Consider the following 21,426-nt stretch of genomic DNA (forward strand, 5'->3'; position numbering starts at 1 on the left):
GCCATGATATCGCGCAACAGCATCATAAAGGAATTCGCCACGCGAGCGGAACGCGCCCGCACACCGTCGCAAGGCCAGAGGCGTTCGGGGCAGGAGGGCTTCACGCTGGTCGAGATGCTCGTGGTGATCGCGATCATCGGCCTCATCATGGGGCTGATCGGCCCGCGCGTGCTCAATTATCTCAGCGAATCCAAGGTCAAGACCGCGCGCATTCAGCTGCAGAGCTTCTCCAGCGCGCTCGACCTGTTCTATCTCGACGCCGGACGCTTCCCGTCCACGGCTGAGGGGCTTGCCGCGCTGGTCCGGCGCACGCCGGGGGTCGCGGCCTGGAACGGCCCGTATCTGAAGGGCGGCAACGTCCCGAACGATCCCTGGAACCACCCTTATCTCTATCGCTCGCCCGGCGAGCACGGACCGTACGACATCGTCTCCTACGGCTCCGATGGTCAGGAGGGCGGCAGCGGGACCTCCGCCGACATCTCGCTCGAGAAGACCACCGCGGCCAACAACGACCAGTAAGGATGCATGGCAAGCATGAGTGACGCGACGCAGCGCGGTTTCACCCTGCTCGAGATGGTGTGCGTGCTCGCCATCATCGCGCTGCTGGCGGCCGTGTTGCTTCCGTTCATTCCGCACCAGACCTCGCGATCGCGCCTGCAGGCCTATGCGCTGCAGACCGCGACGCTGCTGAAGGCCGATCGGAATGCGGCGATCGAGCGCAGCACCAGCGTTGCGACGCTGGTCGATGCACCGAGCCGGGTGATCCACTCCGGCGCGTCGCGCATGACGGTGCGGATCCCCGAGGACGTGCGGTTCGATGCCGTGCTGCCGCAGAGCTGTCAGCGCCGCGCCGCACTGTCGACCATCCGCTTCTTCGCCAATGGCGGTTCCTGCGGCGGCTCCATCGCGCTGACGCGGCTCGATGCGGGATATGAGGTCCGCGTCAACTGGCTTACCGGAAGGGTAGAAATCGTTGCTCGCGACGTCGCCGCCAACTGACCGCGCTGATGCGGGGTTCACCATCATCGAGGTGCTGGTGGCGCTGGCGCTGGTGGCTGTCTCGATCGTTGCGATCGGCGCCGTCATGGGCGTCAAGACGCGCGGCGTGCGAGCGCTGGAGCAGCACGTGGCGCTGATGCAGGCGGTGCGCACCTTGATGACGGTCGGCATTCCGCCCCGCGCGGAATTGCAGTCGGGCACCTCGACAGGGCAGGCGGAAGGCTACCGCTGGACCATCGACGTCGCTCCGCTCGGCGGCGACTGGAAGGTGCCCGAGGGCAACGTGCCCTGGGCCCCGGAGCTGGTGCGGATTCGTGTCAAATCTCCGGGCGGCGCGCTGTCCGACATTCGCACCGTGCGCCTGATGCCGAGGTCGTCGGAATGACCCGGGCATGGGCAGACCGGCGAACGGGCGAGCGCGGCTTCACGCTGATCGAGACCATTGTCGCGCTGGCGCTGATGGGGCTGTTGCTGTCGGCGCTCGCCAGCATCACGGCGCAATGGCTGCCGAGCTGGAACAGGGGCCTCGACCGGATCCAGCGCAGCGAACTGATCGGGATCGCGCTGGAACGGATCGGCGCCGATCTTGCCGCCGCGGAATTCGTTGCCGCCAACCGCGACAGCCACAAGCCGCTGTTCGACGGATCGGAACTGTCCGTGATGTTCGTGCGCACGTCGGTGGGACCGAATGCCGGGCCGGGGCTCGACGTGGTGCGCCTTGGCGAGGTCAGCGATCGCGGCGAGTTCGTCACGGTTCGCACGCAGACGCGCTTCACGCCGCTGGCCGACGGGGTGTCGCTGTCGGAGCAGGTCCATCTCGGTAGCCCGGTCGTGCTGCTGCGCGCGCCCTATCGACTGTCCTTCGCCTATGCCGGCGCTGACCGGGCATGGAAGAGCGCGTGGAAGGACGCCGACAGGCTGCCGACGATGATCCGGCTGACCGTGCGCGATGCGGCGAGCCAGCGCGTCCTGTCGGTGTCGACTATCGCGCCGGTCCATGTCCAGATTCCGAGCGACTGCACCAAGCCGGACGGCAATTGCGGCGACAAGCAGAGTTCCGGCAGTGCTACCGATCAGGGGAAGACGTGATGCGCGCGTCCGGGAATACCGGCCGATCGCCGGCCAATCGCGGCTTCGTCATCGTTGCCGTGCTCTGGATCCTGCTGGCGCTGTCGTCGCTGGCGATCATCTTCTCGGCCTATCTGGCCGCGTCGGCGCGGGCGCTGGCGGCCAGCGACCTGTCGTTGCAGACCGAGGCGCTGGTGTCGGCCGGGCTCGAGCTCACCGCCTATCAGCTGACGCTGACGGACGACAAGACGAGGCCGCAGCAGGGGACGTTTCAGTTCGGGCTGGACGATGCCAGCGTCGGTGTCACCTTCACGTCGGAGGCCGGCCGTCTGGATCTGAATTACGCATCGAAGGAGATGCTGATCGGCCTGTTCGTCGTGCTCGGCGCCAGAAAGGACGCCGCCAGCGAATACGCCGACCGGATCGTCGGCTGGCGAACCCGGCCCGCGCCGGGCAGCGAGAATGTGGAGGCGGCGCGCTACAACGCGCTGGGCTATTCGCCGCGGCAGGGGCTGTTCAGCCATGTCAACGAGCTGGCGCTGGTCGCCGGCATTCCCGAAGCGTTTGTCGATCGCGTGTTGCCGTTCGTGACGGTGTTCAACGGCGGTCCGGATGTTGATCCGACCATAGCCGCGCCGGAAGTCGCTCTCGCCGTCGATAAGGCATCGGGGAAGGACCAGGACGGCTTCGGGGCGCGTCCGGCTTCGCCGAATGGAATTGCTGCTGGAACGCAGGCCTCAAACCAGCAAAGCGCGGCATCGACGGCGCAGAGCCCGTGCTACCGGATCGCAATCTCGATCCGCTTCCGCAACGGTCACCGCACCACATCCGAGGCGGTGATCGCACTCGGCGACAAGGTCGAGCCTTATCGGGTGTTGTCCTGGCAAAACGATGTCGAGCCGCGAAACCCGGTTCTGCTCCGCAAGAGAGGATGATGGCAATGCTTGCCGAGGCACGGCAATGGTTCGAGCAATGGATCGGCGCGGTCGCGACCGCCGTCGACGGCGTCGCCGGCAGGTTCATGCGCCGGCGCAGCATCGAGCTCGACGAGAATAGCGACGGCACGTTCACCGCCCGCCTCGCGGTCTCGAAGGACGGCTCGCCTTCGATGCCGGTTTCGTTCGGGCTCGATCACGACGTGCCGCAGCCTCCGCTGCCAGCCGACTGGAAGACCGCGTTCGACGGCAGCCGCATCGAGGTGCGTTTGCGATCGGATCAGATCGTCAGCCGCGTGCTCGATTTCCCGAGCCAGGCAAGCGACTTCCTCGACGGCATGATCCGCGCGCAGGTCGACCGGCTGACACCATGGAGCGCCGGCGATGCCGTCTTTGGCTGGAGTTCGCCGCAGCCGATCGCCAATGACCGCATTGAAGTGGCGTTCGGCGCGACCGCTGCGACGAAGGTCGATCCGTTGATCCGGATGGCGAGGATGCTCGGCGCCGCCTCCATCGCGGTCGCTGCGCCGGCGGTTGGCGGCGACGGCGCCGCGCAGCAGGTGACGCTGCTCGACAAGCCGCTGCGCGGCCTTGCCGGGCCTTCGGTTCCGCGCCTGTTGCGCGTCGGCCTGGCCTCAACGGCGGCCGCGGCGGCAGTCTCGCTGCTGCTGAACATCTATCTCGGCGGTTGGCTGCAATCCGAGCAGGACGACTTGCAACACCGGATCGCGCAGCGCCGCGCCGCGCTGCGTCTCGATGCCAGTGGCGACTCGTCCGGGCTCGGCCTGCTGGCCAAGCGCAAGCAGACGACGCCGTCGAGCGTCATGGTTCTGGAAGCGGTCTCGCGCGTGCTGCCGGACACGACCTATGTGACGGAGCTCCGCATCGAGGGCAACAAGGTGCAGGTGGCGGGACTGACCCAGGATGCGCCGTCCCTGATCCGGTTGCTGGAGCAGTCACCGCAATTCACTCGCGCGACGTTCTTCGCGCCGACGACGCGCGCGGCGAATGAATCGGCCGAGCGGTTCCACGTCGAGGCCAACATCTCAGCCTATTTTGGGTCCGGCTCATGAGCGCAGCATCCCGATCGCTGACGGCTGTCAGCACCTCGCCAATGGTCGCGACCGCGAGCTATCTCGGCCTCTTCGTGCTGCTGCTCTTTGCCGTCATCTCATCGCTCTCTGACATCATCGGCCTGCGCAGCGATGTCGCGGCAGCGGCTGGAATGCTGGAGCAGCTGGAGGGGCGATCCAGGGCGAATACCGCGCCCGGTCAACCCGCAATGCCGACCGGCTCGGCCTATCTCGAGGGTGCGACCGTCACGGTGGCCGGCGCCACCTTGCTGCAACGTGTGTCGGGGGCGGTGATCAAGGCCGGCGGCAACGTGCTGTCGACGCAGCTCGATGTTCCGAACGCACCGGCCAAGGCCGGCTTCATCAGCATGGTCGCGAGCAGCGAGATCGAGCAGGCGCAATTGCAGCAGGTGCTCTACGATCTGGAAGCCGGCATGCCGTTCCTGTTCATCGACCAGCTGGTCGTGCAACCCGTCGCCGACGAGGCCGCGGGCACCGATCCCGGCAAGCTGCGCGTGCTGCTCGGCGTCTCCGGACAATGGCGAGGAGCCAAATGATGCGACGCTTCGCAGCGACCATCGTGCTGTTGGCGGTGTCGGCCTATTCGGCGCCGGCTGCGGTGCCTGCCGCATCCGGCGATGCATTGGACGCCGGGATGCTCGACGACACCCGTCTCGGCGGACCGGTGCTGAATTCACCGCCACCGTCCGAACCGGCGACGTCGGTCCGGGTGGCCCCGTCGCCGGCACCGACGCCCCGGCCGCTCAGCGCAAATCCGTTATGGGGCATCCCGCTCAAGACGCTGTCCAACACGCGCGACCGCCCGGTGTTCTCGCCGTCGCGGCGGCCTCCGCCTGCCGTCGTTGCGGAACCGGAGGTCAGCAAGCCAGCGCCGGCGCCGCCGCGCAAGGTCGCGATCGAGCCACCGCCGCTGTCGCTGGTCGGCACGATCGCGGGAGATGACGAAAGCTTCGGTATATTTCTCGATCAATCGACCAAGACGGCGCTGCGGCTGAAGATCGGCGATGACTTCCAGGGTTGGAAGCTGCGGACGATCAACGGACGCGAAGTCACGATGCAGAAGGACGATCAGGGGGCAGTGCTCACATTGCCTCAGCCCGGTGCTGACGAGAGCGGCGATGTCCGCCTCGTTCCGGTCAGCACGGAGAGGAAGCCTTTGGCCGCGCGGCGCCAGATGTGACTGCGTATCCGGCCGTGGCGCTAGTTCAGCGCAAGCCAGCTCTGAAGGGCCGGCGTCACGAGAAGCCCGAGCGCCAGAAATGGGCCGAACGGAATCGAGGTCTGGCGCTTCATCTCGTGACCGGCGAGTTGCAGACCGCCGGCAACAACGAGCGCCGCGAGTGCCGCGATCAGCAGCAGGGTCGGAATGCCCGCCGCGCCGACCCAGATCGCCGCGGCGGCAAGAAACTTGACGTCGCCAAGCCCCAATCCGTCGACTTGCCGCAAGGCGAAGTAAACACGCTGTAATAGCAGGAACAGGACGCCGACCAGGACCGCGATTCCCATGGCGGTGAAGGCGGCCATCGTGCCTTCGGTGACGACGACGTTTGCGAGACCGAGCGCCGCGATCGCAAGGTTCAGCCAATTGGGAATGATGCCGTGGCGAAGATCGATCAGCGCGACGGCGCAGCAGAGTATGCAAAGCACGCCGTAAGATCCGATAAGATAAAGAGCTTCGCGATCAATCTGCATGGCGACGACAGATGTGACAGATGCGGGCGTTGTGTTGCAACAACTCACGCGCGTTGAACAGTCCAATTTCGATCGGTCTACAGCAGCGCAAACGAGTTTGCGAGATTGTGATCGTCACCGACGCTGGCGAAGCAGAAAAGATGCGACAAAAGGTCCGCGCTGTCACAAATCCGCATAGGATACCGACAATAGTTCGCCCCACTACATGCCGCGAGCCCTTCGTGGCAGACGAGTGGGTTGACTATGCACAAGATGCAAGTGGCGGCGTGCCTTGCTTTGCTGGCAGCGTTCGCAGGCGTGCGCGCCGCGAATGCCGGCGCTCTCGAGGAGGGCGCCGAGCGCTACCGGCCATATTTGATCGAGGGCGTCGCCAGTGCGCTGACAGGCGCGCGTGCGTTGCGCGAGCGCGCCGCGGCGGCGGATTTGCCTGGAGCGAAGAAGGCCTGGCTGTCGGCGCGCGCCGGCTGGGAGCGCTCGGAGGTGTTCACCGCAGGCTTCGTGCCCGAGCTCGACGCGCAGATCGACGCCTGGCCGAATGCCGACAGCGGGTTCCACGCCATCGAGGCGAAACTGTTCGGAGCTGCCAGCACCGACGTTGCCGCCGATGCGACCGGCCTTGTCGAGCATTTGAACGATCTGCACGGCAAGCTCAAGGACATCAAGCTGACGCCGCAAGGCCTGCTGGATGGCACGGTGCGGCTCGCCTACGAAGTCGGAGAGAGCAAGGCCGATGGCGGCGAGTCGCGCATCAGCGGCACCTCGCTGGACGACATGCGCAACAACATCGCCGGCATCGACTTCGCCTACCACACGATCTTCTCGGCCGCGCTCAACACGGTCGACGGCAAGCTCGACGAGATGGTGACCAACCGGATCGAGCAGCTCGAAGCGATCGTCGCCACGCCCGACCTGCCGCATGTCAACATTGCCGATCTGCGCCAGACCAGCGAGGAACTGGTCGTTGCGCTGCAGAGCGCCTCGGCAAAGCTCGGGCTGCAGCGGCCGACCCTGGAGGCCCAGGCGCGATGAGATCGCTTCACCTCCGTCTGGCTGCGCTGCTCTCCGGTGTCATCGCCCTGGCACTGCTCGGGCGTGCGGTGGCGTTTCCGGTCGACGGTGACAAGACCGTGCTGCCTGTTGCGACCGAGCTGAACGAGGATGCGCTCGACAAGCCGCGCGAGGTGTTCCAGTCCGAGCGGACCGGAGCCAAGTCCTATCTGGTGAATCTCGGCGATCTCGCGTTCAATTCGCCGGGGCTGCTCGGTGACGTGGCGCGACAGGCCGGCGTGAGCTGCGGCACCTGCCACGTCAATGGCGCGAACAACGCCAAATTCTTCATGCCGAAGATGTCGAGCCGGCCCGGCACGTTCGACACCACCGGTCCGTTGTTCAATCCGAAGGCCAACAATCTGGCGTTCGATCCCGTACGGATCCCGAGCCTGCGCGGCGCCCGTTATCTTGCGCCCTACGGCGCCGACGGCCGCTTCGCCTCGCTGCGCGACTTCGTCCACAACGTCATCACCAACGAATTCGCAGGTCCCGAGCCGTCGCCGGCAACGCTCGATGCGATCGTTGCTTATATTCACGACATCGACTTCCTGCCCAATCCGAGCCTTGGTCCCGCCGGACGGCTGGCCGGCAAGATCAGCGACGCGGAGCGCCGCGGTGAAGCGCTGTTCGCGAAGCCGTTCCCGCACGATCCATCATTGAGCTGCGCGGGATGCCACGTTCCGTCGTCCGGCTTCGTCGATCACCAGCAGCACGACATCGGTTCCGGCGGCCTGTTCAAGACGCCGACGCTGCGCAACGCCGACTTCAACGCGCCGTACTTTCACGACGGCCGCTTCGACAATTACAACCAGGTTGTCGACTATTTCGACCGGACTTTTCAGCTCGACCTCTCGCCGCAGGACAAGGGCGACCTCGTTGCCTATCTCACGGCGGTCGGCGATGGCGTGCAGCCCTATGAGCGCGACGGTGCCGGTGCAACTCTGAAAGAGATCAACGATTTCTCGATGGTGCTCGCGACCGCGATTCCTGCCGGTGACAAGGACATCGTCGCGCTGGCGGTCGATACGATCGGTCGCGAACTGCGCGAGTTGACCGAGCAATATCCCGATCGCAAGAACACCAGCGTCTCGGGCGGCGAGCAGCAGCGCGTGCTTGCGCGCAACGGCCTCAAGGAGCTCGTGCTCACGCTGCGGCGAATCGAGATGGCGGTTGCGGCAGGGCGCAACGCGGATGCCGCCACCGAGTTCAGGAATTATCGCAATCTGATGGCTGCTGCGGTGCCTGCGCTGTTGGCCAGCGCCGAGCCATGGTCGCTATTCAATCAAGACGTGCATGACCAGCATTATGCTGCGCTTCGCCAGGTGATGCGCTCCAAGCACCTTTCGCGCTGATTGCATTGTAACGTGATGATTTTGCGATCCGCGGCGTGGCGCGGATGCTCGATCAATTTTCTAGCCCTGATTGCATCGTTGAATCGTGGAGCCGCAGCGCAGCGGCAGATGTCTCCACAGAAAATATTTGAACGTTTCGAAATTTCTCGCGCGTTTTCACGTAAGCGAAAACCATGCGTCATATTGTCGCACTAAGCAGTGTGTGTTGCTAACCGCAAACACCCTGAGGTCGACAATGAGTTTGAATTACAAAAAGCACTGGCGAACCAGCACCGCGCTCTGCATCGCGTCAACGGTGCTCGTCGCAACAGCCGCATATGCCGCTCACTATCCGGGCGGCCGCAGTGATTGGGACAAGCGTCCGCATCACAATCACCAGGCGCACGAAGAGGGCGATCGTGCGAAGCACGAGAACCATGGCCATCATGGTGACGGCGATCACGGCGTGAAGACCGCGTCGCCGATCAAGCACGTCATCATTCTGATCGGTGAAAACCGCGGCCTCGATCACACCTTCGGTATCTACAAGCCGAAGGGCAAGGGTCAGACCATCTCCAACCTGTTGTCGAAGGGCATCGTCAACGAGGATGGAACGCCGGGACCGAACTTTGCGCAGGCGCAGCAGTCCTCGGTCGCGGGCCAGCCCTTGTACTATATCGGCGCACCGACGATCGGGAAGTCGCCCTACAACGCGACCAACCCGATGCCGCAGCCGAACACGGCCGGCACGCCGACCGCGCAGAGCGACACCGGCGCTCCGTTCAAGACGATCACTGAGGCCAGCGTCGAGAAGGACATGGACCCGGCCGATCTCGATATCCTCACCACCGGCTTCAGCGGCCTGCCGACCAATGTGCTGGATACCCGCATTCCCGGCGCCGGCGGTCTGAACGGACCGTTCCAGCTGCAGGGTGAGCAGATCAGCGACGACGACTACACCGGCGACTCGACGCATCGCTTCTATCAGGATTGGCAGCAGGAAGACTGCAGCGCCGCCAACGCCACCAAGAAGAACAATTCGGGCTGCCTGAACGATTTGTTCCCGTTCGTGATGGCGACCTATTCGGCATCCAACAAGAGCATGGCCAACTCGATGGGCTACTACAACGCCCAGCAGGGGCAGGCTCCGGTCCTGAAGATGCTCGCCGATCGCTTCACCCTGAGCGACAACTTCCACCAGTCGTTCCACGGCGGCACCGGCGCGAACCACTTCATGCTCGGTACCGGCGACGCGGCCTTCTGGAGCGACGGCAAGGGCAATCCGGTGACGCCGCCGGCCAACCTGATCGCCAATCCGAATCCGGTCGCGGGTTCGGTCAACCGCTACACCGTCGACGGCAATTGGAGCAATTGCTCTGATGTCTTCCAGCCCGGCGTCAAGCCGATCGTCACCTACCTCAACAATCTGCCATACGCGGCGGAGCCGAACTGCAAGCCCAACCACTACTACATGCTCAACAACGTCAACCCGGGCTATCTGCCGAACGGCGCGCTGTCGGGTGGCAACAACGTGCCGCCGTCGTCGGTCCGCACGATCGGCGATGCGCTCATGGAGAAGAACATCTCCTGGGCGTTCTATGGCGGCGCGTTTAACGACGCCGTGGCGCTTTCCAACGCCGCGGTCGCCGCCAATCCGTCGAACCCGAACCTCAGCGCCGCTGCGGTCGCCGATCCGGCGCACGCGCTCGGTGTCGCCTACTGCCAGATCTGCAATCCGTTCCAGTATGCGACCTCGATCATGGCCAACCCGGCCGTGCGTCAGGCTCACATGAAGGACACTGCCGATCTGATCACGGCGATCCAGAACAACACGCTGCCTGCGGTGTCGTTTGGCAAGCCGGACGGCCTGCTCGACGGTCATCCGCAGAGCTCGAAGGTTGATCTGTTCGAGGCCTATGTCCTGAACGTGCTCAACTCGCTGGACAACAACCCGGAGCTGAAGGCTGAAACCGCGGTCTTCATCACCTGGGACGAGGCCGGCGGCTATTGGGACTCCGGCTACCAGCAGTCCATCGACTTCTTCGGCGACGGACCGCGCATTCCGACCCTGATCCTTTCGCCCTATTCGACGGGCGGCAAGGTCAATCACAACTACGCCGACCACGTTTCGCTGCTGAAGTTCATCGAACGCAACTGGGCTCTCCAGCCGCTCACGAACCGCAGCCGCGACAACCTGCCGAACCCGAGCTATTCGAAGAACAACGAGTACGTTCCGACCAACAGCCCGGCATTGTCTGACATGTTCGACGCGTTCGACTTCAGCAAGCCGGTCACGTTGTCCTACACCGAGTGATCAAGCTCTCGCACACAGCGAGGACCTGACTCCATCCAAGGCCGGCGCCGATCGAACCAATGGTTCGGTCGGCGCTGTCTTGTTCTACCCGCCCACCACCTGATCGACCGGAGACATGCGATGAAACGCAACGAGAGGACGTGCTCGATCAGCAGCAGCGTCGCGGCCGGCCTGTTTGCCGTCACCATCCTGGCCAGCGCGGCGATCCCGGCCATGGCACAGCAGTTTTCCGCCGACCTCGTCGCGAACAAGGACGATACGTCAGCCGCCATGGGAGCCTTGCGGGTCTCCGGCGGAAAAGCACGGATCGAGACAACCGCGCTGCCCGACGGCTTCTTCCTGATCGATACGGGCAAGCCCGTGGCCTATTTCGTCCGTCCGGCGGCACGCGTTTACATGGACGCGCGGCAATCGAGCCCGCTCACCCAAATGTTCATTCCGGTCGATCCGGATGATCCCTGCCGGCAATGGCTGGCGATGGCGCGGCTGTCCGCGCCGATCGACCTCGCGACGTGGCACTGCCAGCGCGATGGAGAGGAAACCATCGCGGGGCAGAATACCGACGTCTTTCGAATCGCCGCGCCGTCCGGTTTGAGCTTTGTCGGCTGGATCGACCGCGCGCGCAGATTTCCGGCACGGATCAAGACCGCGGATGGGACGGTGATCGCTGTCGATCACATCCGCGACGAGCCGCAGGCGGCGCAAATATTTGAAATTCCCGCAGGCTTGCGCAAGTTCGACCCGCAAGCGCTGATCCGTCGGATCCAGCAGAGCGACGTATGGGTTGAGCCGCCGGCTTCGGAGTGAGCACGCCGTCCGTTACTGCGACTGCTGGCTTGTTACCGGCAGGATCCGACCGAGCGCGGTGTAGTGCGACTGATGCACGTTGCTGTTGAACAGCGACCAGGGTTCGGCCTTTTTCAGGGCGACGGGTACGTCGAAATGCACCAGCTGGGCAAAGTTGCGATATTCCGCCATCGCATCGTCGATACGGCCGGCGGCGACGTTGAGATCGATGCGGCGCAGGGTGAGAACGAGGTCCTTCAGGATCGCGCGCGCCGCCAGCCGCTCGTCCTTGCCACCGATCGCGGTGTTCCTGATGTCCGGGATGTGCTCGGTCAGTTCGCGCAGTTCGGCCCCGACCCCGGTCACGGCCAGTGACACCACCGCGGTATCGGCAGCCGGGATCGCGACCTCGAGGACGCTCGAGAGCTCGAGCACCTCTTTCATCCGGAGCATAACGCCGTCCTTGTCGAACGGGCGTTCGCCGTCGCCGACCGCATTCAGATAGGCCACAAGGTCCTGGGCGTCCTGGGTCGACAGTTCGAGGTCGAACACGCGATCGAAATGATCGACCACCTGTTCATAGCTGTCGTAGCGGCCATCGTGGAAATACGGGGCGTTGAAGTTGGCGTTCAGCAAAGTCGGGGTCTTCACCAGTCCACCGGATCCGACGTCGTGGCGCATCTGGTCGTTGAAGGTACCGCCCGGAACATGACAACCGGCGCAACTCAGCTCGGCCTGCTTCGGGAACGGCTTGAAGAACAGCGCCTCGCCGCGGCGCTCGGCCAGGCTCGCCTCCGCGGCAAGCCTGCCGCCGGGCGCAATCTTCGGATTGGGGAGGAAATCGATATCGTTGATATAGGCGACCAGGCCGTCGAGAACCTCGTCGCGCGGCTTCGGACCGGAAAATTCATTGACGATGACGTTATAGACGAAGTCGCGCAGCGAGGTGATGCGGCCGTCATGTCCATAGGGGGCGAGGAAGCGGGCGCCGCGCAGGCTCGGAATCCTCACCGGATCGAGGATGCTGTTGAACGTTTTCGCGTTGAAGACAAGGCTGGTCGTATCGAAGGTGCCGGGGCGGGAGGATGCACCCGGAACGAACAGTTTCGGGTTCGATGCGCCGTTGACGTGACAGGTGCCGCAGCTCATCTCGGCCTGACGCGCCTTGCCGCCCAGGATGGAAGGCGAGTTGAACGCGAGATCGCCGAGATTGACCAAATAGGATTTTCGCCCGCCGACGGCTTCGGAATGAAAGAGTTCGCGCGGCCGCGCCAGCGCCTCCTCGGAAAATTCGGTGCCGGCCGGCAGCACGGTCTGGTCGCCGCCGAGCGGGAACGCCGTCGCGCGCAACGGGAGCAGCGCAACGACGAGTGCCAGCCACGCGACCCGTGCCGGTCTGACGCCGCGATCGGCAGCTGTCGCACGACGTTTTCCGGAGCTGGACGCCAGAATATCCCAAGCCATTGCGCGAAAACGCCCCTGTCACAAATGCATATGTGCTGCCGTGCGTCGGAAGATGTCACGGAGGTGACAGTTCCCTGTCGGCAGGATCAATGACCATCTGACTGGATAGACGAATTTTGATTGCGGTTTGATGACGCTCGATCAGCGCACCGCAACGCAGTCTGCGTATGACAGCATGAAAGTCTGTTGGTGCGCGAGCATCTTTCCGCGCGTTTGCGCGCGCGTCGAAAAACAGTCATCCCAGCGAAATGTGTTTTGCATAGCGTGTAGCTCCATTTCTATTTCTTTCTAAATCAGGAGAGCACTATGCGGCTTTGGGGAGCCATTCCGGCGCTCGCGGTTGTTGCTGGCGCCGTTGCCATCTCGCCGGTAGCAAACGCAGAGAATTTGGTCGAAAAGATCGTTGATGAGTTCAAGCACGAGATCAGGGACGAGCTGCGCGATCTACGGGATCGCGGTCATGAAGGCGTGCGCCAGTACAAGCACATCGTCGTCATCTATCAGGAGAACCACAGCTTCGATAACCTCTACGGCCACTGGGGCGATGTCGGCCGCGACCGGATCAACGGCACATCGGATGCCGATTCGGCGCACACCCTGCAGGTCCGGCAGGACAACCAGACCGTCTATTCTTGCCTGCTGCAGAACGACGTCAACCTGACCTCTCCGTCGCCGCAGCCGACAAGCTGCACCGACAATACGGGCACGGTCGCGATCCTGAGCGCGTTCAAGAACAAGCCGTTCGAGATCAACGACTTCATTCCGACCTCGGCTACCACCTGCCCGAAGCCGCTCGGCGCTTTCGCGGCCCATGGCTTCCTCAACGGCACCGGCGCCCCCGGCGGCTGCACCGCGGACATCGTGCACCGCTTCTACAGCGAGCAGTACCAGCTCAACGGCGGCCGGCAGAACCGCTACATGACCGGCAGCGACGCGGCGGGTCTGGTGATGGGCTATTACGACACCAAGAAGCTGCCCATCTACACCTATCTCCACGGCCACAGCGCGCCGAACTACATCATCGCGGACAGCTTCTTCCAGGGCGCGTTCGGCGGTTCGTTCCTCAACCACCAGTTCCTGGTCGCCGCCGCGGCGCCGCAGTTCGTCGGTGCCCTGAATGACGGCAGCGCCAACGACTTCCACTCGATCGTCGATGCCAGCGGCATGCCGACCAGCACGCCGCTCTACACGCCGCTCTCGACCGTGAAGGATGCGCAGCTGACGGCGAAGTGCAATCAGGCCGGCCTGCCGGCGGGCCTCGCCTGCGGCGACTACGCGATCAATACCACGCAGCCGTTCTATCAGCCTTATTCGCCGGGCACCGCCGACATCAAGCGCCTGCCGCCGCTGCACACGCCGAACATCGGCGATCGGCTGTCGGCAAAGCACGTCGATTGGGCCTGGTATTCGGGCGGCTGGTCCAACGCCAACGGCGACGTCGGCGCTTCGGGCTGGACCAACGGCAACGGCACGACCTGCACCGATCCGAACCATGTCTCCACGGCCGTGTTTCCGAACTGCCCGGACGTGGATTTCCAGTACCACCATCAGGCGTTCAACTACTTCGCCAACTACGCGCCCGGAACGCAGGCCCGCAAGGATCACCTGAAGGACGAGGCTGAGTTCATCCAGGCCGCCAAGACCGGCCGGCTGAAGCAGGTCAGCTTCATCAAGCCGATCGGCGAGGAGAACGAGCATCCGGGCTACACCAGCGAGTCCGAAGGCAGCCAGCATCTCGTCGATCTGGTCAAGGCGATTGTCGAGGGGCCGGATGGCAAGGACACGCTGATCGTCATCACCTATGACGAGTTCGGCGGGCAGTGGGATCACGTTCCGCCGCCGCCGTTCAACCGCCATGGTGCCGAAGCCAAGGCTGCGGACCAGTGGGGCCCGGGCACCCGGATTCCGGCGCTCCTGATCGCCAAGCGCTTCAACAAGTCGGGCGTCGCGCATGAGGACTTCGACACCACGTCGATCCTCAAGATGCTCGAAAAGCGCTTCGACCTCGACCCGCTGGTGACCCGCCCGGTGCGCAGCCTCTCGGCGGCGCTGAAGGCCGGCGAGGGCTGGCACTGACACGAGAAACGGTTCTGGCCCGCGTCAACGTCCGACGCGGGCCGGAGTGCCGGCCACGCGCCCAAGGGATTGCTACACGAAGGGATCTCTACACGACGGGATCGCTACATGATCAGATCGTGTAGCGGATGGGTCACGACGGTGTCCGGCGTATGGTCCGGGAAGAAATCTGTTTGCGCCGGGATAGCCGGCCCCATTGCCGGCGTTCCACCAACTGCAACTCCTTGTGCCAGCTGAAATCCGGCTGAATCGTCGTGACCGAACCACGTGGGGCTTTGATCGAATTGTGGAGGAGACACAGCTCCCTGCTGTTCAAGACTCGAAGGCTCCGCGAAATGAAAGGACTGCCCGGTCGTTCCGCTGTCTACGAAGGGCAACATGGCCTGAGATAACGCCGCGTCCTCGTGGCCACTCGTCGACATCGGGCTAACGGCAGGCACTGGAGCGCTGGCGCCGACCGGCGGCGCGGGGCTGTCCGGGCTGGCGGCAAATATGAAGGCGTCCATCCCCGCCGTGTGACATTGAATATCGACCTGAAGGTTGGTCGTAGCCGAATCGCCGTCCGCATCGACCGCCGTCACATCGAACAGGAGATCCGCATTGATGCTGGTCTTTTCGGTATAGCTGATGTTGTTGACCGCGAAGGTGGGACACCCGGCCTCCACCCTATCGTAATCGACCTGGACTTGGCTGAACGACCTGTCAACGTAAAGCGTGTATGTCGTCGTCGTGGCATCAAAGGAGTAGGTATCGATCAGCGAAGCATCCGATGTCTCCTGGACCACGAAGCTGGCGCCGCCGCAGAGCGGCCTGGGAACATCGATGCAGAAGTCGTGAACGTCGGCGCTGCCATCGAGAACCTTGAAGATCACACCGGCGGTGCCGTAGCCCTGCCATTCAGTGAGATTGAAGCTGACCTGCGATTGTTTCTCGGTGAACGCGAGGTTCAACTGCTCGGCCGGGTCCATTTGCAATCCGCTGTCGCCGACCGCAATACCGCAGTCCGATGCCTTGACATCGAGCGGATGGCCGGCGCAGTCGGACCCGGTAATCACCAGTTGTCCGTCCGGAGCAGTCAATGACGGCGTACCGCAAATCGGGGCATCAAAATCCGAGCCGCTGACGGTGACGTCCTTCGACGGCCCGGCGTGCTCGAGATCAAAGCAGAAGGTTCCATCCGGATCGATCAGCAACTTGAAATACGGATCGTCCAGCCTGCCGCCGCAATCGGTTAGATACGCGTCGAGTTCGACGCCGCCGCCCACCTCATGGGTCGTATAGTAGAAGTTGTAATCATCGCCATGTCCGGTGACGTGCACCGCGGTAACGCCGTTGCCCAGGCATGACGTGGCCAGATCATATCCCGTGCAGCCTACTGGACCGTTGTGGACGGCAACGAACATCGCGGCATCGCCATCCGCGCCGAAATTGATATCGTAGGTGCCTGTCGCAGTCTGATGGTCCTGAGCAGCAACGAAGGTCTCCGGGAAGCCGCAAATGCTCGGGTGATCGTCCGTGATCGTCAGTTGCTTGCCGAGGTCGATGCACGCGCTCTGGAAGTCGCCATCCTTGTCCGTGATGGTGGCAACCAGGCTTACGACGCCGGCGGTCAGCGACACGGCTTCGCCACTGTCAGGGTTGTCGCAGGACGGATGCGTCACCGCGCGATATTCGGTGAAGGTGACGCATCCCGTGACCGGATCAACCGCGATGGTGAATGCCAGCGCCCCGCTTGCCGTGCCGACATGGCCTTCGATGGTGTTGCCATTCAGAACCAGCACGTCGGAGCAGCCGGTATGCGAATCGATCAGACCGGATGGGGTGCAGTCACCTCCGTTGATCGTCAGTGCATAGTGAGTCGTCGCGCCGTCGGCGCCCTGGAGCGAGGTGAACGCCGTCGAGAAATCGGCGGAAATTTTCGTCAGCGCGGCGTCCGGCGCCGAGCCCGCGATGTGGTCGTCCAGCGCCGTTGCCGTCAGGTGCGTCTCGCTCAGCGTCAACGACGGAGCGGTGCAATTGGCCCGGATGCAGGGGCCATCGTCGCTGATGCTTAGCCTGCTGCCGAGGTCGAGGCTAGCGCTCTGGAAGTCGCCGTCCTTGTCCGTGATCGTGGCGTTCAGGCTCACGAGGCCCGCGGCCAGCGATACGGCTTCACCGCTGTCCGGGCTGGTGCCGAGCGGCTGCTCCACCGGCCGGTAGTCGGTGAAGGTCACGCGTCCCGTGGCTGGATCGAGCGTGATGGTGAATGCCAGCGTGCCGTTGGTCGCGCCGACGCGGCCTTCGATCGTGTTGCCGTTCAGAACCAGCAGGTCAGCGAGGCCGGTATGCGAGTCGATCAGCCCCGACGCCGTGCCGTTGCCGCCGGTGATCGTCAGCGCGTAGCGGATGGTCGCGCCATCGGCGCCTTGCACCGAAGTGAACGCCGTCGAGAAATCGGCGGAAGTCGACGTCAACGCCGCGTCCGGTGCCGAGCCGGCGATGTGGTCGTCCAGCGCTGTTGCCGTCAGATGCGTCTCACTCAGCGTCAGCGATGGAGCCGTGCCCGCCGCCTCGATGCGCGGGCCATCGTCCGTGATTGTCAGCTGCTTGCCGAGATCGATGCTGAGATCCTGGTACTGGCCGTCGCTCTCGGTGACCGTCGCGATCAGGTTGACGAGGCCGGTCCCCAGCGCGATCCCTTCGCCGCTGTCAGGGCTGGTGCCCGACGATTGTTCGACTGCGCGGTGCTCGACGAAGGTCACGCGACCCGTGGCCGGGTCAACCGTGATGGTGAACGCGAGCGCTCCGCTTGCTGTGCCGACATGGCCTTCGATGGTGTTGCCGTTCAGAACCAGCAGGTCAGCGAGACCGGTATGCGAGTCGATCAGCCCTGACGCCGTACCGTTGCCGCCGGTGATCGTCAGTGCGTAGCTGACCGTCAGACCCGGTGCGGTGACGAATGCCGCCGAGAACTCGCCTGAGGTCGTCGTCAACGCGGCGTCCGGTGCCGAGCCGGCGATGTTGTCGTCCAGCGTCGTCGCTGTCAGATGAGTCTCGCTCAACGTCAGCGATGGCGCCGTTCCGATCCCGATCAACGGGCCGTGGATGACGAGTGTCACCGTCTGCGGGGTACCGCCTATCGTGGTCACCGTGAAGCTGTCGGTCAGCGTGTCGCCGACATGGAGGGCTTGCACGGAGCTGTTGGCGTTGTCGAGCGTATAGGTCCACACGCCGGCCGTTGTCAGTGTGAATGAGCCGTAGCCACCAACGCTTGTCGTCGGCGCGTTCACGGCGGTGAAGGTATTGGCGGGATCGTCGACGTCGGTGTCGGTGAGCGTGCCCTTTGCGATGAGCAGGCCGGGCGAGGCATGACTGACGCCGACCGCACTCACCGCCGAGCCGGCCTTGGTGCCGGAAATGATGGAGGCGTCATCGGCGCCCAGGATGCTGATGTCGAAGCTCTCGCTGGCCGAGAGCGAGCCGTCCGACACCGTGATCACGAAGCTCTGGGTCGTGTTGGCTTTCAGCGCGTTGATTGCGGTATTGTTCGGAACGAAGGTGTAGTTTCCGGTGGCGCTGTTGAGATAGAGCGTACCAAATGTGCCGACGCTCGATACGTCGTATGTCCCTTGTCCCAGCACCGTATTGCCGGTGGCGCCTCCGCTGATGCCGAATTTCAGTGCGCCGCCCTTGATGCTGGTCGCGGAAAAGGTCCCGCTCGCCGCATTGAAGTCGTCAAATATCACCGTATCGATTTCAGTCGGCCCCGCCCCGAGGTTCAGCTTCGGTGGAGCCGGCGGCAGCTTGAAGAGATCATTTTTCGCGAAGATCGCCACCGGCAGCGGCCCGAGCGTATCTTGCACCGGCGACAGCGGGGACTGCTGAATAAAATTGATCGGCAGCAGCAGCTGGCCCCCTTCGAGAGCGGGCATGCCGGACCCTTTCGATGCCGGTCCCTTCTCGAAATAGGCAAGCGTCTCCTGTTGGGCCTCCCGTAATTCCTCCATGTGCGCAGGGGAATTCGTGGCATGGCTTATGCCGACGGAAGATCCTCTTCTGCTCAGAGTGATCGTCTCTTCAGGATCCTCGACGATGATATGACGGGGGATCGCCTCCTTGGTCACGAGCTCGAACACGCCGTGGTGGAGGTCCTTGTATTTGATGTTGTCGTCGTCCAGGAAGGTGACGTTCGGCTCCGCGGCCCGGGCGTCCTCCAGCAGTGAGAAGGTCAGGGCGGCCAATGACAGCATGCCGAGGCCGCTGGCCCGAATGGTGCCGACCGGTGTGTCCGCGGTCAGGACGCCAGACCCTGCCAGCCGGCTGCCGATGAGGCGGAAGAGGCTTCTGGCTTTTGCGAACGGGCCCGGCCGCAAGCCCCCGCCGGGATCCTGCGCGATGTCGCCCAACTCCAGCCGGGTGCCGGCCGGCAAATTGAGCACCCTGCCATCGACCAGGCGGATTTCGATCCGCCCGCCGGCTCCGACCTCGATGACGTCACCCTGGTGAACGGGATCGCCAGCCACGATTTGAAGCGGTACGCCGCGGGCACGCGCGATCGTGCCGCAACCGATCGCCGTCGAAACAGTGCCAACAACACGGGGCGGCTGGCCCAAAACGGCCATGCACGCGTCCCCGAACTCTACGCCGGACGCAACAAACATTGGCTTTTTGCCTGTTGGGCGGTTCGAGCGGAAGGTGGTGCCGCAGTCTTTTTATTTTGGCTTGGTTCGGCCACGCGGCGAAAAACCCCGCGCCGTCAGCCATAGGCTTGTCCGCTGAAACGTCCTGATTGAAACCAAATTCGGCAGTAAAAATCGAATTCCAGTACTGCGGGGAGCAATACGAAAATGACAGAACAGCTGTCCTTTATCGCGCGTGCAGCCCCACAAAATTAATAGTATGATTACCATGCAAATTGTCCACTTATTAATTTTTAGTCGAACTGCGTCAGGCATTTAGGCCTGTCCGCGACAACTCGTCTGGCACTCAAGGTCCTGCAGTCTCGGCCCGGCGGTCCCGACCACCCATCGAGCCACGACACGACAAGACCTTCTCGAGGAGGGGATCGTGCGCATCCATTTGATTGTTCAATTGCTTGCAAGCTTCGTCCTGGCACTCGCAACGCTCACGCCCGGCCAGGTGCAGGCGCAAACCGAACCGGCCCAGCCCGCGGTCGACAATATTCAATTGAAATTCATCGGAAGGGTCGTAGCCGCCACCGGTTCGGTCACGATCGAGCATCCGAGTGCGGTCGTCGTTCAGGCAGGGCTGCCCGGCAAATTACCCCAGGCGCAGGTTGGCGACCCCGTTTATCTGGGCGACGTGGTGCAAACTGGAGCTGACGGACGCGTCGGGATCAATTTCACCGACGGCACTTCGTTCAATCTGTCGAGCAACGCCAAGATGGCGATGACCGAGTTTGTGTACGATCCAAACGGCAAGTCAAACTCGACCTTGCTCAAACTGACCAACGGGACGTTCACCTTCGTTGCCGGCAACATTGCGAAGACCGGCGACATGAAGATTGACACTCCCGTGGCAACGATGGGCATTCGCGGCACCACGCCACGCATCGAGATATCGGACGATGGAACGGTGAAGTTCGCCACGCTCGTTGAAGAGGGCAAGAGCAAGGTCAGGAAGGTCGGGACACGAACGCCGCAGCAACCTGAGCAAAACACTCTCCACAAGTTCAATCCAAACATCTGTCGAGGGTGCTAGGCCAGGCGCAGCCCGTTTCGTGCAAGTAAGGCCCGATATGAAACTTCGTGCAAGCGTCGGCGCAATTGTCAGCCTGACATCGCTTCTCGTTGCGATGCTCCCCGCGTTGCCTGCGATCGCGCAGAACCCGAAGAAGGACAACTATCTCCGCACTATCGGATTGTGCAGCGGCCTCGATCGCACACCGGCCGACGCGCGCGTTGCTGCCTGCACGGCGCTGATCGATGCGGGTCAGGACATGACCCCTGCCGGCCTCGCGATCGCCTACAACAACCGTGGTAACGCCTACGCTGCCAAGGGGGACTACGACGGCGCCATCCGGGATTTTGATCGATCGATCGAGCTCAATCCGACCTACACCAAGCCGTTCAACAACCGCGGCGTGGCCTATCTCAGGAAGCGCGAATATGATCGCGCAACCGACGCCTTCGATCAGGCGATCAGGCTCAACCCGAGTTACGGCGAGGCCTTCGCCAACCGCGCCGGCGCCTATTTGAAGAAGAACGATTATGCGCGCGCGGTGCAGGACTACGATGAGGCCATTCGCCTCAAGCCGAACCTGGACGGGGTGTGGAGCGGACGCTGCTGGAGCCGGGCCATCCTTGGCGAATTGCAGGCGGCGCTGGAGGATTGCAACAAGGCCCTTCAATCGGGGCCCGCCAACGCCGCGACGTATGACTCGCGTGGCCTGATCTATCTGAAGACCGGCGAGCTTGGCGCGGCGATTGCCGACTACAGCTCCGCACTTCGCATCGACCCCAAGCTCGCAAGCGCACTGTATGGACGGGGGCTCGCGAAGTTGAAGCGAGGCGACAAGGCCGGCGGCAATATCGACATCGCGGCGGCCAAGGCGATCCAGGGCAGCATCGGCGACGATTTCACGCGCTACGGCGTGCGATAGGCGAGTGCGGCCCGGC

18 protein-coding genes are annotated in these 21,426 nt (G+C 63.5%); 15 read left to right on the forward strand and 3 right to left on the reverse strand.

Annotated elements, in window-relative coordinates; all coding sequences use genetic code 11:
- Positions 1 to 3 precede the first annotated feature (3 nt).
- Genes gspG through AC1VNY_RS09860 form a run of 8 tightly spaced genes read left to right on the forward strand, consistent with a single transcriptional unit; the run spans position 4 to position 5,276 of the window.
- Positions 4 to 519 (forward strand): type II secretion system major pseudopilin GspG, encoded by a 516-nt coding sequence (gene gspG / locus AC1VNY_RS09825; RefSeq protein WP_482404994.1) that lies wholly within the window; start codon positions 4 to 6, stop codon positions 517 to 519.
- 15 nt (positions 520 to 534) lie between these two features.
- The gene (locus AC1VNY_RS09830; RefSeq protein ID WP_050386340.1) at positions 535 to 999 is read left to right on the forward strand and encodes a type II secretion system protein; all 465 of its coding nucleotides are present in this window, start codon (positions 535 to 537) and stop codon (positions 997 to 999) included.
- Positions 974 to 1,384: a prepilin-type N-terminal cleavage/methylation domain-containing protein gene (locus tag AC1VNY_RS09835; RefSeq protein WP_157788057.1), complete on the forward strand. Its 411-nt coding sequence runs from the start codon at positions 974 to 976 to the stop codon at positions 1,382 to 1,384. Before AC1VNY_RS09830 ends, AC1VNY_RS09835 begins: the two co-directional genes overlap by 26 nt.
- Complete coding sequence (locus AC1VNY_RS09840; RefSeq protein WP_482404995.1) at positions 1,381 to 2,088, forward strand: PulJ/GspJ family protein; 708 nt, start codon at positions 1,381 to 1,383, stop codon at positions 2,086 to 2,088. Before AC1VNY_RS09835 ends, AC1VNY_RS09840 begins: the two co-directional genes overlap by 4 nt.
- Complete coding sequence (locus AC1VNY_RS09845) at positions 2,088 to 3,002, forward strand: type II secretion system minor pseudopilin (protein WP_482404996.1); 915 nt, start codon at positions 2,088 to 2,090, stop codon at positions 3,000 to 3,002. Before AC1VNY_RS09840 ends, AC1VNY_RS09845 begins: the two co-directional genes overlap by 1 nt.
- Entirely contained in the window at positions 3,002 to 4,075 is a 1,074-nt protein-coding gene (locus AC1VNY_RS09850) for a PilN domain-containing protein (protein ID WP_482404997.1), read from the forward strand. The genes AC1VNY_RS09845 and AC1VNY_RS09850 overlap by 1 nt, the downstream gene beginning before the upstream one ends.
- Positions 4,072 to 4,632, forward strand: a complete 561-nt coding sequence (gene gspM, locus AC1VNY_RS09855) for a type II secretion system protein GspM (RefSeq protein ID WP_482404998.1) — start codon at positions 4,072 to 4,074, stop codon at positions 4,630 to 4,632. Before AC1VNY_RS09850 ends, gspM begins: the two co-directional genes overlap by 4 nt.
- Positions 4,632 to 5,276 carry a hypothetical protein gene (locus tag AC1VNY_RS09860; RefSeq protein ID WP_482404999.1) on the forward strand — a complete coding sequence of 215 codons (645 nt, stop codon included), beginning with the start codon at positions 4,632 to 4,634 and terminating at the stop codon, positions 5,274 to 5,276. Before gspM ends, AC1VNY_RS09860 begins: the two co-directional genes overlap by 1 nt.
- A gap of 20 nt (positions 5,277 to 5,296) precedes the next feature.
- Here AC1VNY_RS09860 and AC1VNY_RS09865 read toward each other — a convergent pair whose 3' ends face one another.
- Positions 5,297 to 5,743, reverse strand: a complete 447-nt coding sequence (locus AC1VNY_RS09865) for a prepilin peptidase (protein ID WP_482405000.1) — start codon at positions 5,741 to 5,743, stop codon at positions 5,297 to 5,299.
- A gap of 288 nt (positions 5,744 to 6,031) precedes the next feature.
- Between AC1VNY_RS09865 and AC1VNY_RS09870 the strand changes: the two genes are divergently transcribed.
- The 4 genes from AC1VNY_RS09870 to AC1VNY_RS09885 all read left to right on the forward strand — a co-directional run bounded on the left by AC1VNY_RS09870 (position 6,032) and on the right by AC1VNY_RS09885 (position 11,290).
- The gene (locus AC1VNY_RS09870) at positions 6,032 to 6,817 is read left to right on the forward strand and encodes an EfeM/EfeO family lipoprotein (RefSeq protein ID WP_212060447.1); all 786 of its coding nucleotides are present in this window, start codon (positions 6,032 to 6,034) and stop codon (positions 6,815 to 6,817) included.
- Positions 6,814 to 8,190 carry a cytochrome c peroxidase gene (locus tag AC1VNY_RS09875; protein WP_482405001.1) on the forward strand — a complete coding sequence of 459 codons (1,377 nt, stop codon included), beginning with the start codon at positions 6,814 to 6,816 and terminating at the stop codon, positions 8,188 to 8,190. The genes AC1VNY_RS09870 and AC1VNY_RS09875 overlap by 4 nt, the downstream gene beginning before the upstream one ends.
- 241 nt (positions 8,191 to 8,431) lie before the next feature.
- Positions 8,432 to 10,483, forward strand: coding sequence for an alkaline phosphatase family protein (locus AC1VNY_RS09880; protein ID WP_482405067.1), 2,052 nt, complete (start codon positions 8,432 to 8,434; stop codon positions 10,481 to 10,483).
- 120 nt (positions 10,484 to 10,603) lie between these two features.
- Entirely contained in the window at positions 10,604 to 11,290 is a 687-nt protein-coding gene (locus tag AC1VNY_RS09885) for a hypothetical protein (RefSeq protein WP_482405002.1), read from the forward strand.
- A 12-nt stretch (positions 11,291 to 11,302) separates the two neighbouring features.
- On the opposite strand, the gene AC1VNY_RS09890 is transcribed toward AC1VNY_RS09885, so the two are convergent.
- Positions 11,303 to 12,733, reverse strand: coding sequence for a cytochrome c peroxidase (locus tag AC1VNY_RS09890; RefSeq protein WP_482405003.1), 1,431 nt, complete (start codon positions 12,731 to 12,733; stop codon positions 11,303 to 11,305).
- Between the two features lie 306 nt (positions 12,734 to 13,039).
- Between AC1VNY_RS09890 and AC1VNY_RS09895 the strand changes: the two genes are divergently transcribed.
- The gene (locus tag AC1VNY_RS09895) at positions 13,040 to 14,809 is read left to right on the forward strand and encodes an alkaline phosphatase family protein (protein WP_482405004.1); all 1,770 of its coding nucleotides are present in this window, start codon (positions 13,040 to 13,042) and stop codon (positions 14,807 to 14,809) included.
- A 104-nt stretch (positions 14,810 to 14,913) separates the two neighbouring features.
- On the opposite strand, the gene AC1VNY_RS09900 is transcribed toward AC1VNY_RS09895, so the two are convergent.
- Positions 14,914 to 19,410, reverse strand: coding sequence for a DUF5801 repeats-in-toxin domain-containing protein (locus AC1VNY_RS09900; protein WP_482405005.1), 4,497 nt, complete (start codon positions 19,408 to 19,410; stop codon positions 14,914 to 14,916).
- Between the two features lie 445 nt (positions 19,411 to 19,855).
- On the opposite strand from AC1VNY_RS09900, the gene AC1VNY_RS09905 reads away from it, so the two are divergent.
- Together AC1VNY_RS09905 and AC1VNY_RS09910 are read left to right on the forward strand one after the other, a co-directional pair.
- Entirely contained in the window at positions 19,856 to 20,509 is a 654-nt protein-coding gene (locus tag AC1VNY_RS09905) for a FecR family protein (protein WP_170991508.1), read from the forward strand.
- Between the two features lie 37 nt (positions 20,510 to 20,546).
- Positions 20,547 to 21,410 (forward strand): tetratricopeptide repeat protein, encoded by an 864-nt coding sequence (locus AC1VNY_RS09910; protein WP_482405006.1) that lies wholly within the window; start codon positions 20,547 to 20,549, stop codon positions 21,408 to 21,410.
- Positions 21,411 to 21,426 lie beyond the last annotated feature (16 nt).

Source organism: Bradyrhizobium ferriligni, assembly GCF_056837965.1.

Excerpts from the sequence above, each read along its gene's own strand:
- gspG (WP_482404994.1), top strand. The coding sequence starts at position 4 with ATGATATCGCGCAACAGCATCATAAAGGAATTCGCCACGCGAGCGGAA.
- AC1VNY_RS09830 (WP_050386340.1), top strand. The coding sequence starts at position 535 with ATGAGTGACGCGACGCAGCGCGGTTTCACCCTGCTCGAGATGGTGTGC.
- AC1VNY_RS09840 (WP_482404995.1), top strand. The coding sequence starts at position 1,381 with ATGACCCGGGCATGGGCAGACCGGCGAACGGGCGAGCGCGGCTTCACG.
- AC1VNY_RS09845 (WP_482404996.1), top strand. The coding sequence starts at position 2,088 with ATGCGCGCGTCCGGGAATACCGGCCGATCGCCGGCCAATCGCGGCTTC.
- AC1VNY_RS09850 (WP_482404997.1), top strand. The coding sequence starts at position 3,002 with ATGGCAATGCTTGCCGAGGCACGGCAATGGTTCGAGCAATGGATCGGC.
- gspM (WP_482404998.1), top strand. The coding sequence starts at position 4,072 with ATGAGCGCAGCATCCCGATCGCTGACGGCTGTCAGCACCTCGCCAATG.
- AC1VNY_RS09860 (WP_482404999.1), top strand. The coding sequence starts at position 4,632 with ATGCGACGCTTCGCAGCGACCATCGTGCTGTTGGCGGTGTCGGCCTAT.
- AC1VNY_RS09870 (WP_212060447.1), top strand. The coding sequence starts at position 6,032 with ATGCACAAGATGCAAGTGGCGGCGTGCCTTGCTTTGCTGGCAGCGTTC.
- AC1VNY_RS09875 (WP_482405001.1), top strand. The coding sequence starts at position 6,814 with ATGAGATCGCTTCACCTCCGTCTGGCTGCGCTGCTCTCCGGTGTCATC.
- AC1VNY_RS09885 (WP_482405002.1), top strand. The coding sequence starts at position 10,604 with ATGAAACGCAACGAGAGGACGTGCTCGATCAGCAGCAGCGTCGCGGCC.
- AC1VNY_RS09890 (WP_482405003.1), bottom strand. The coding sequence starts at position 12,733 with ATGGCTTGGGATATTCTGGCGTCCAGCTCCGGAAAACGTCGTGCGACA.
- AC1VNY_RS09895 (WP_482405004.1), top strand. The coding sequence starts at position 13,040 with ATGCGGCTTTGGGGAGCCATTCCGGCGCTCGCGGTTGTTGCTGGCGCC.
- AC1VNY_RS09900 (WP_482405005.1), bottom strand. The coding sequence starts at position 19,410 with ATGGCCGTTTTGGGCCAGCCGCCCCGTGTTGTTGGCACTGTTTCGACG.
- AC1VNY_RS09910 (WP_482405006.1), top strand. The coding sequence starts at position 20,547 with ATGAAACTTCGTGCAAGCGTCGGCGCAATTGTCAGCCTGACATCGCTT.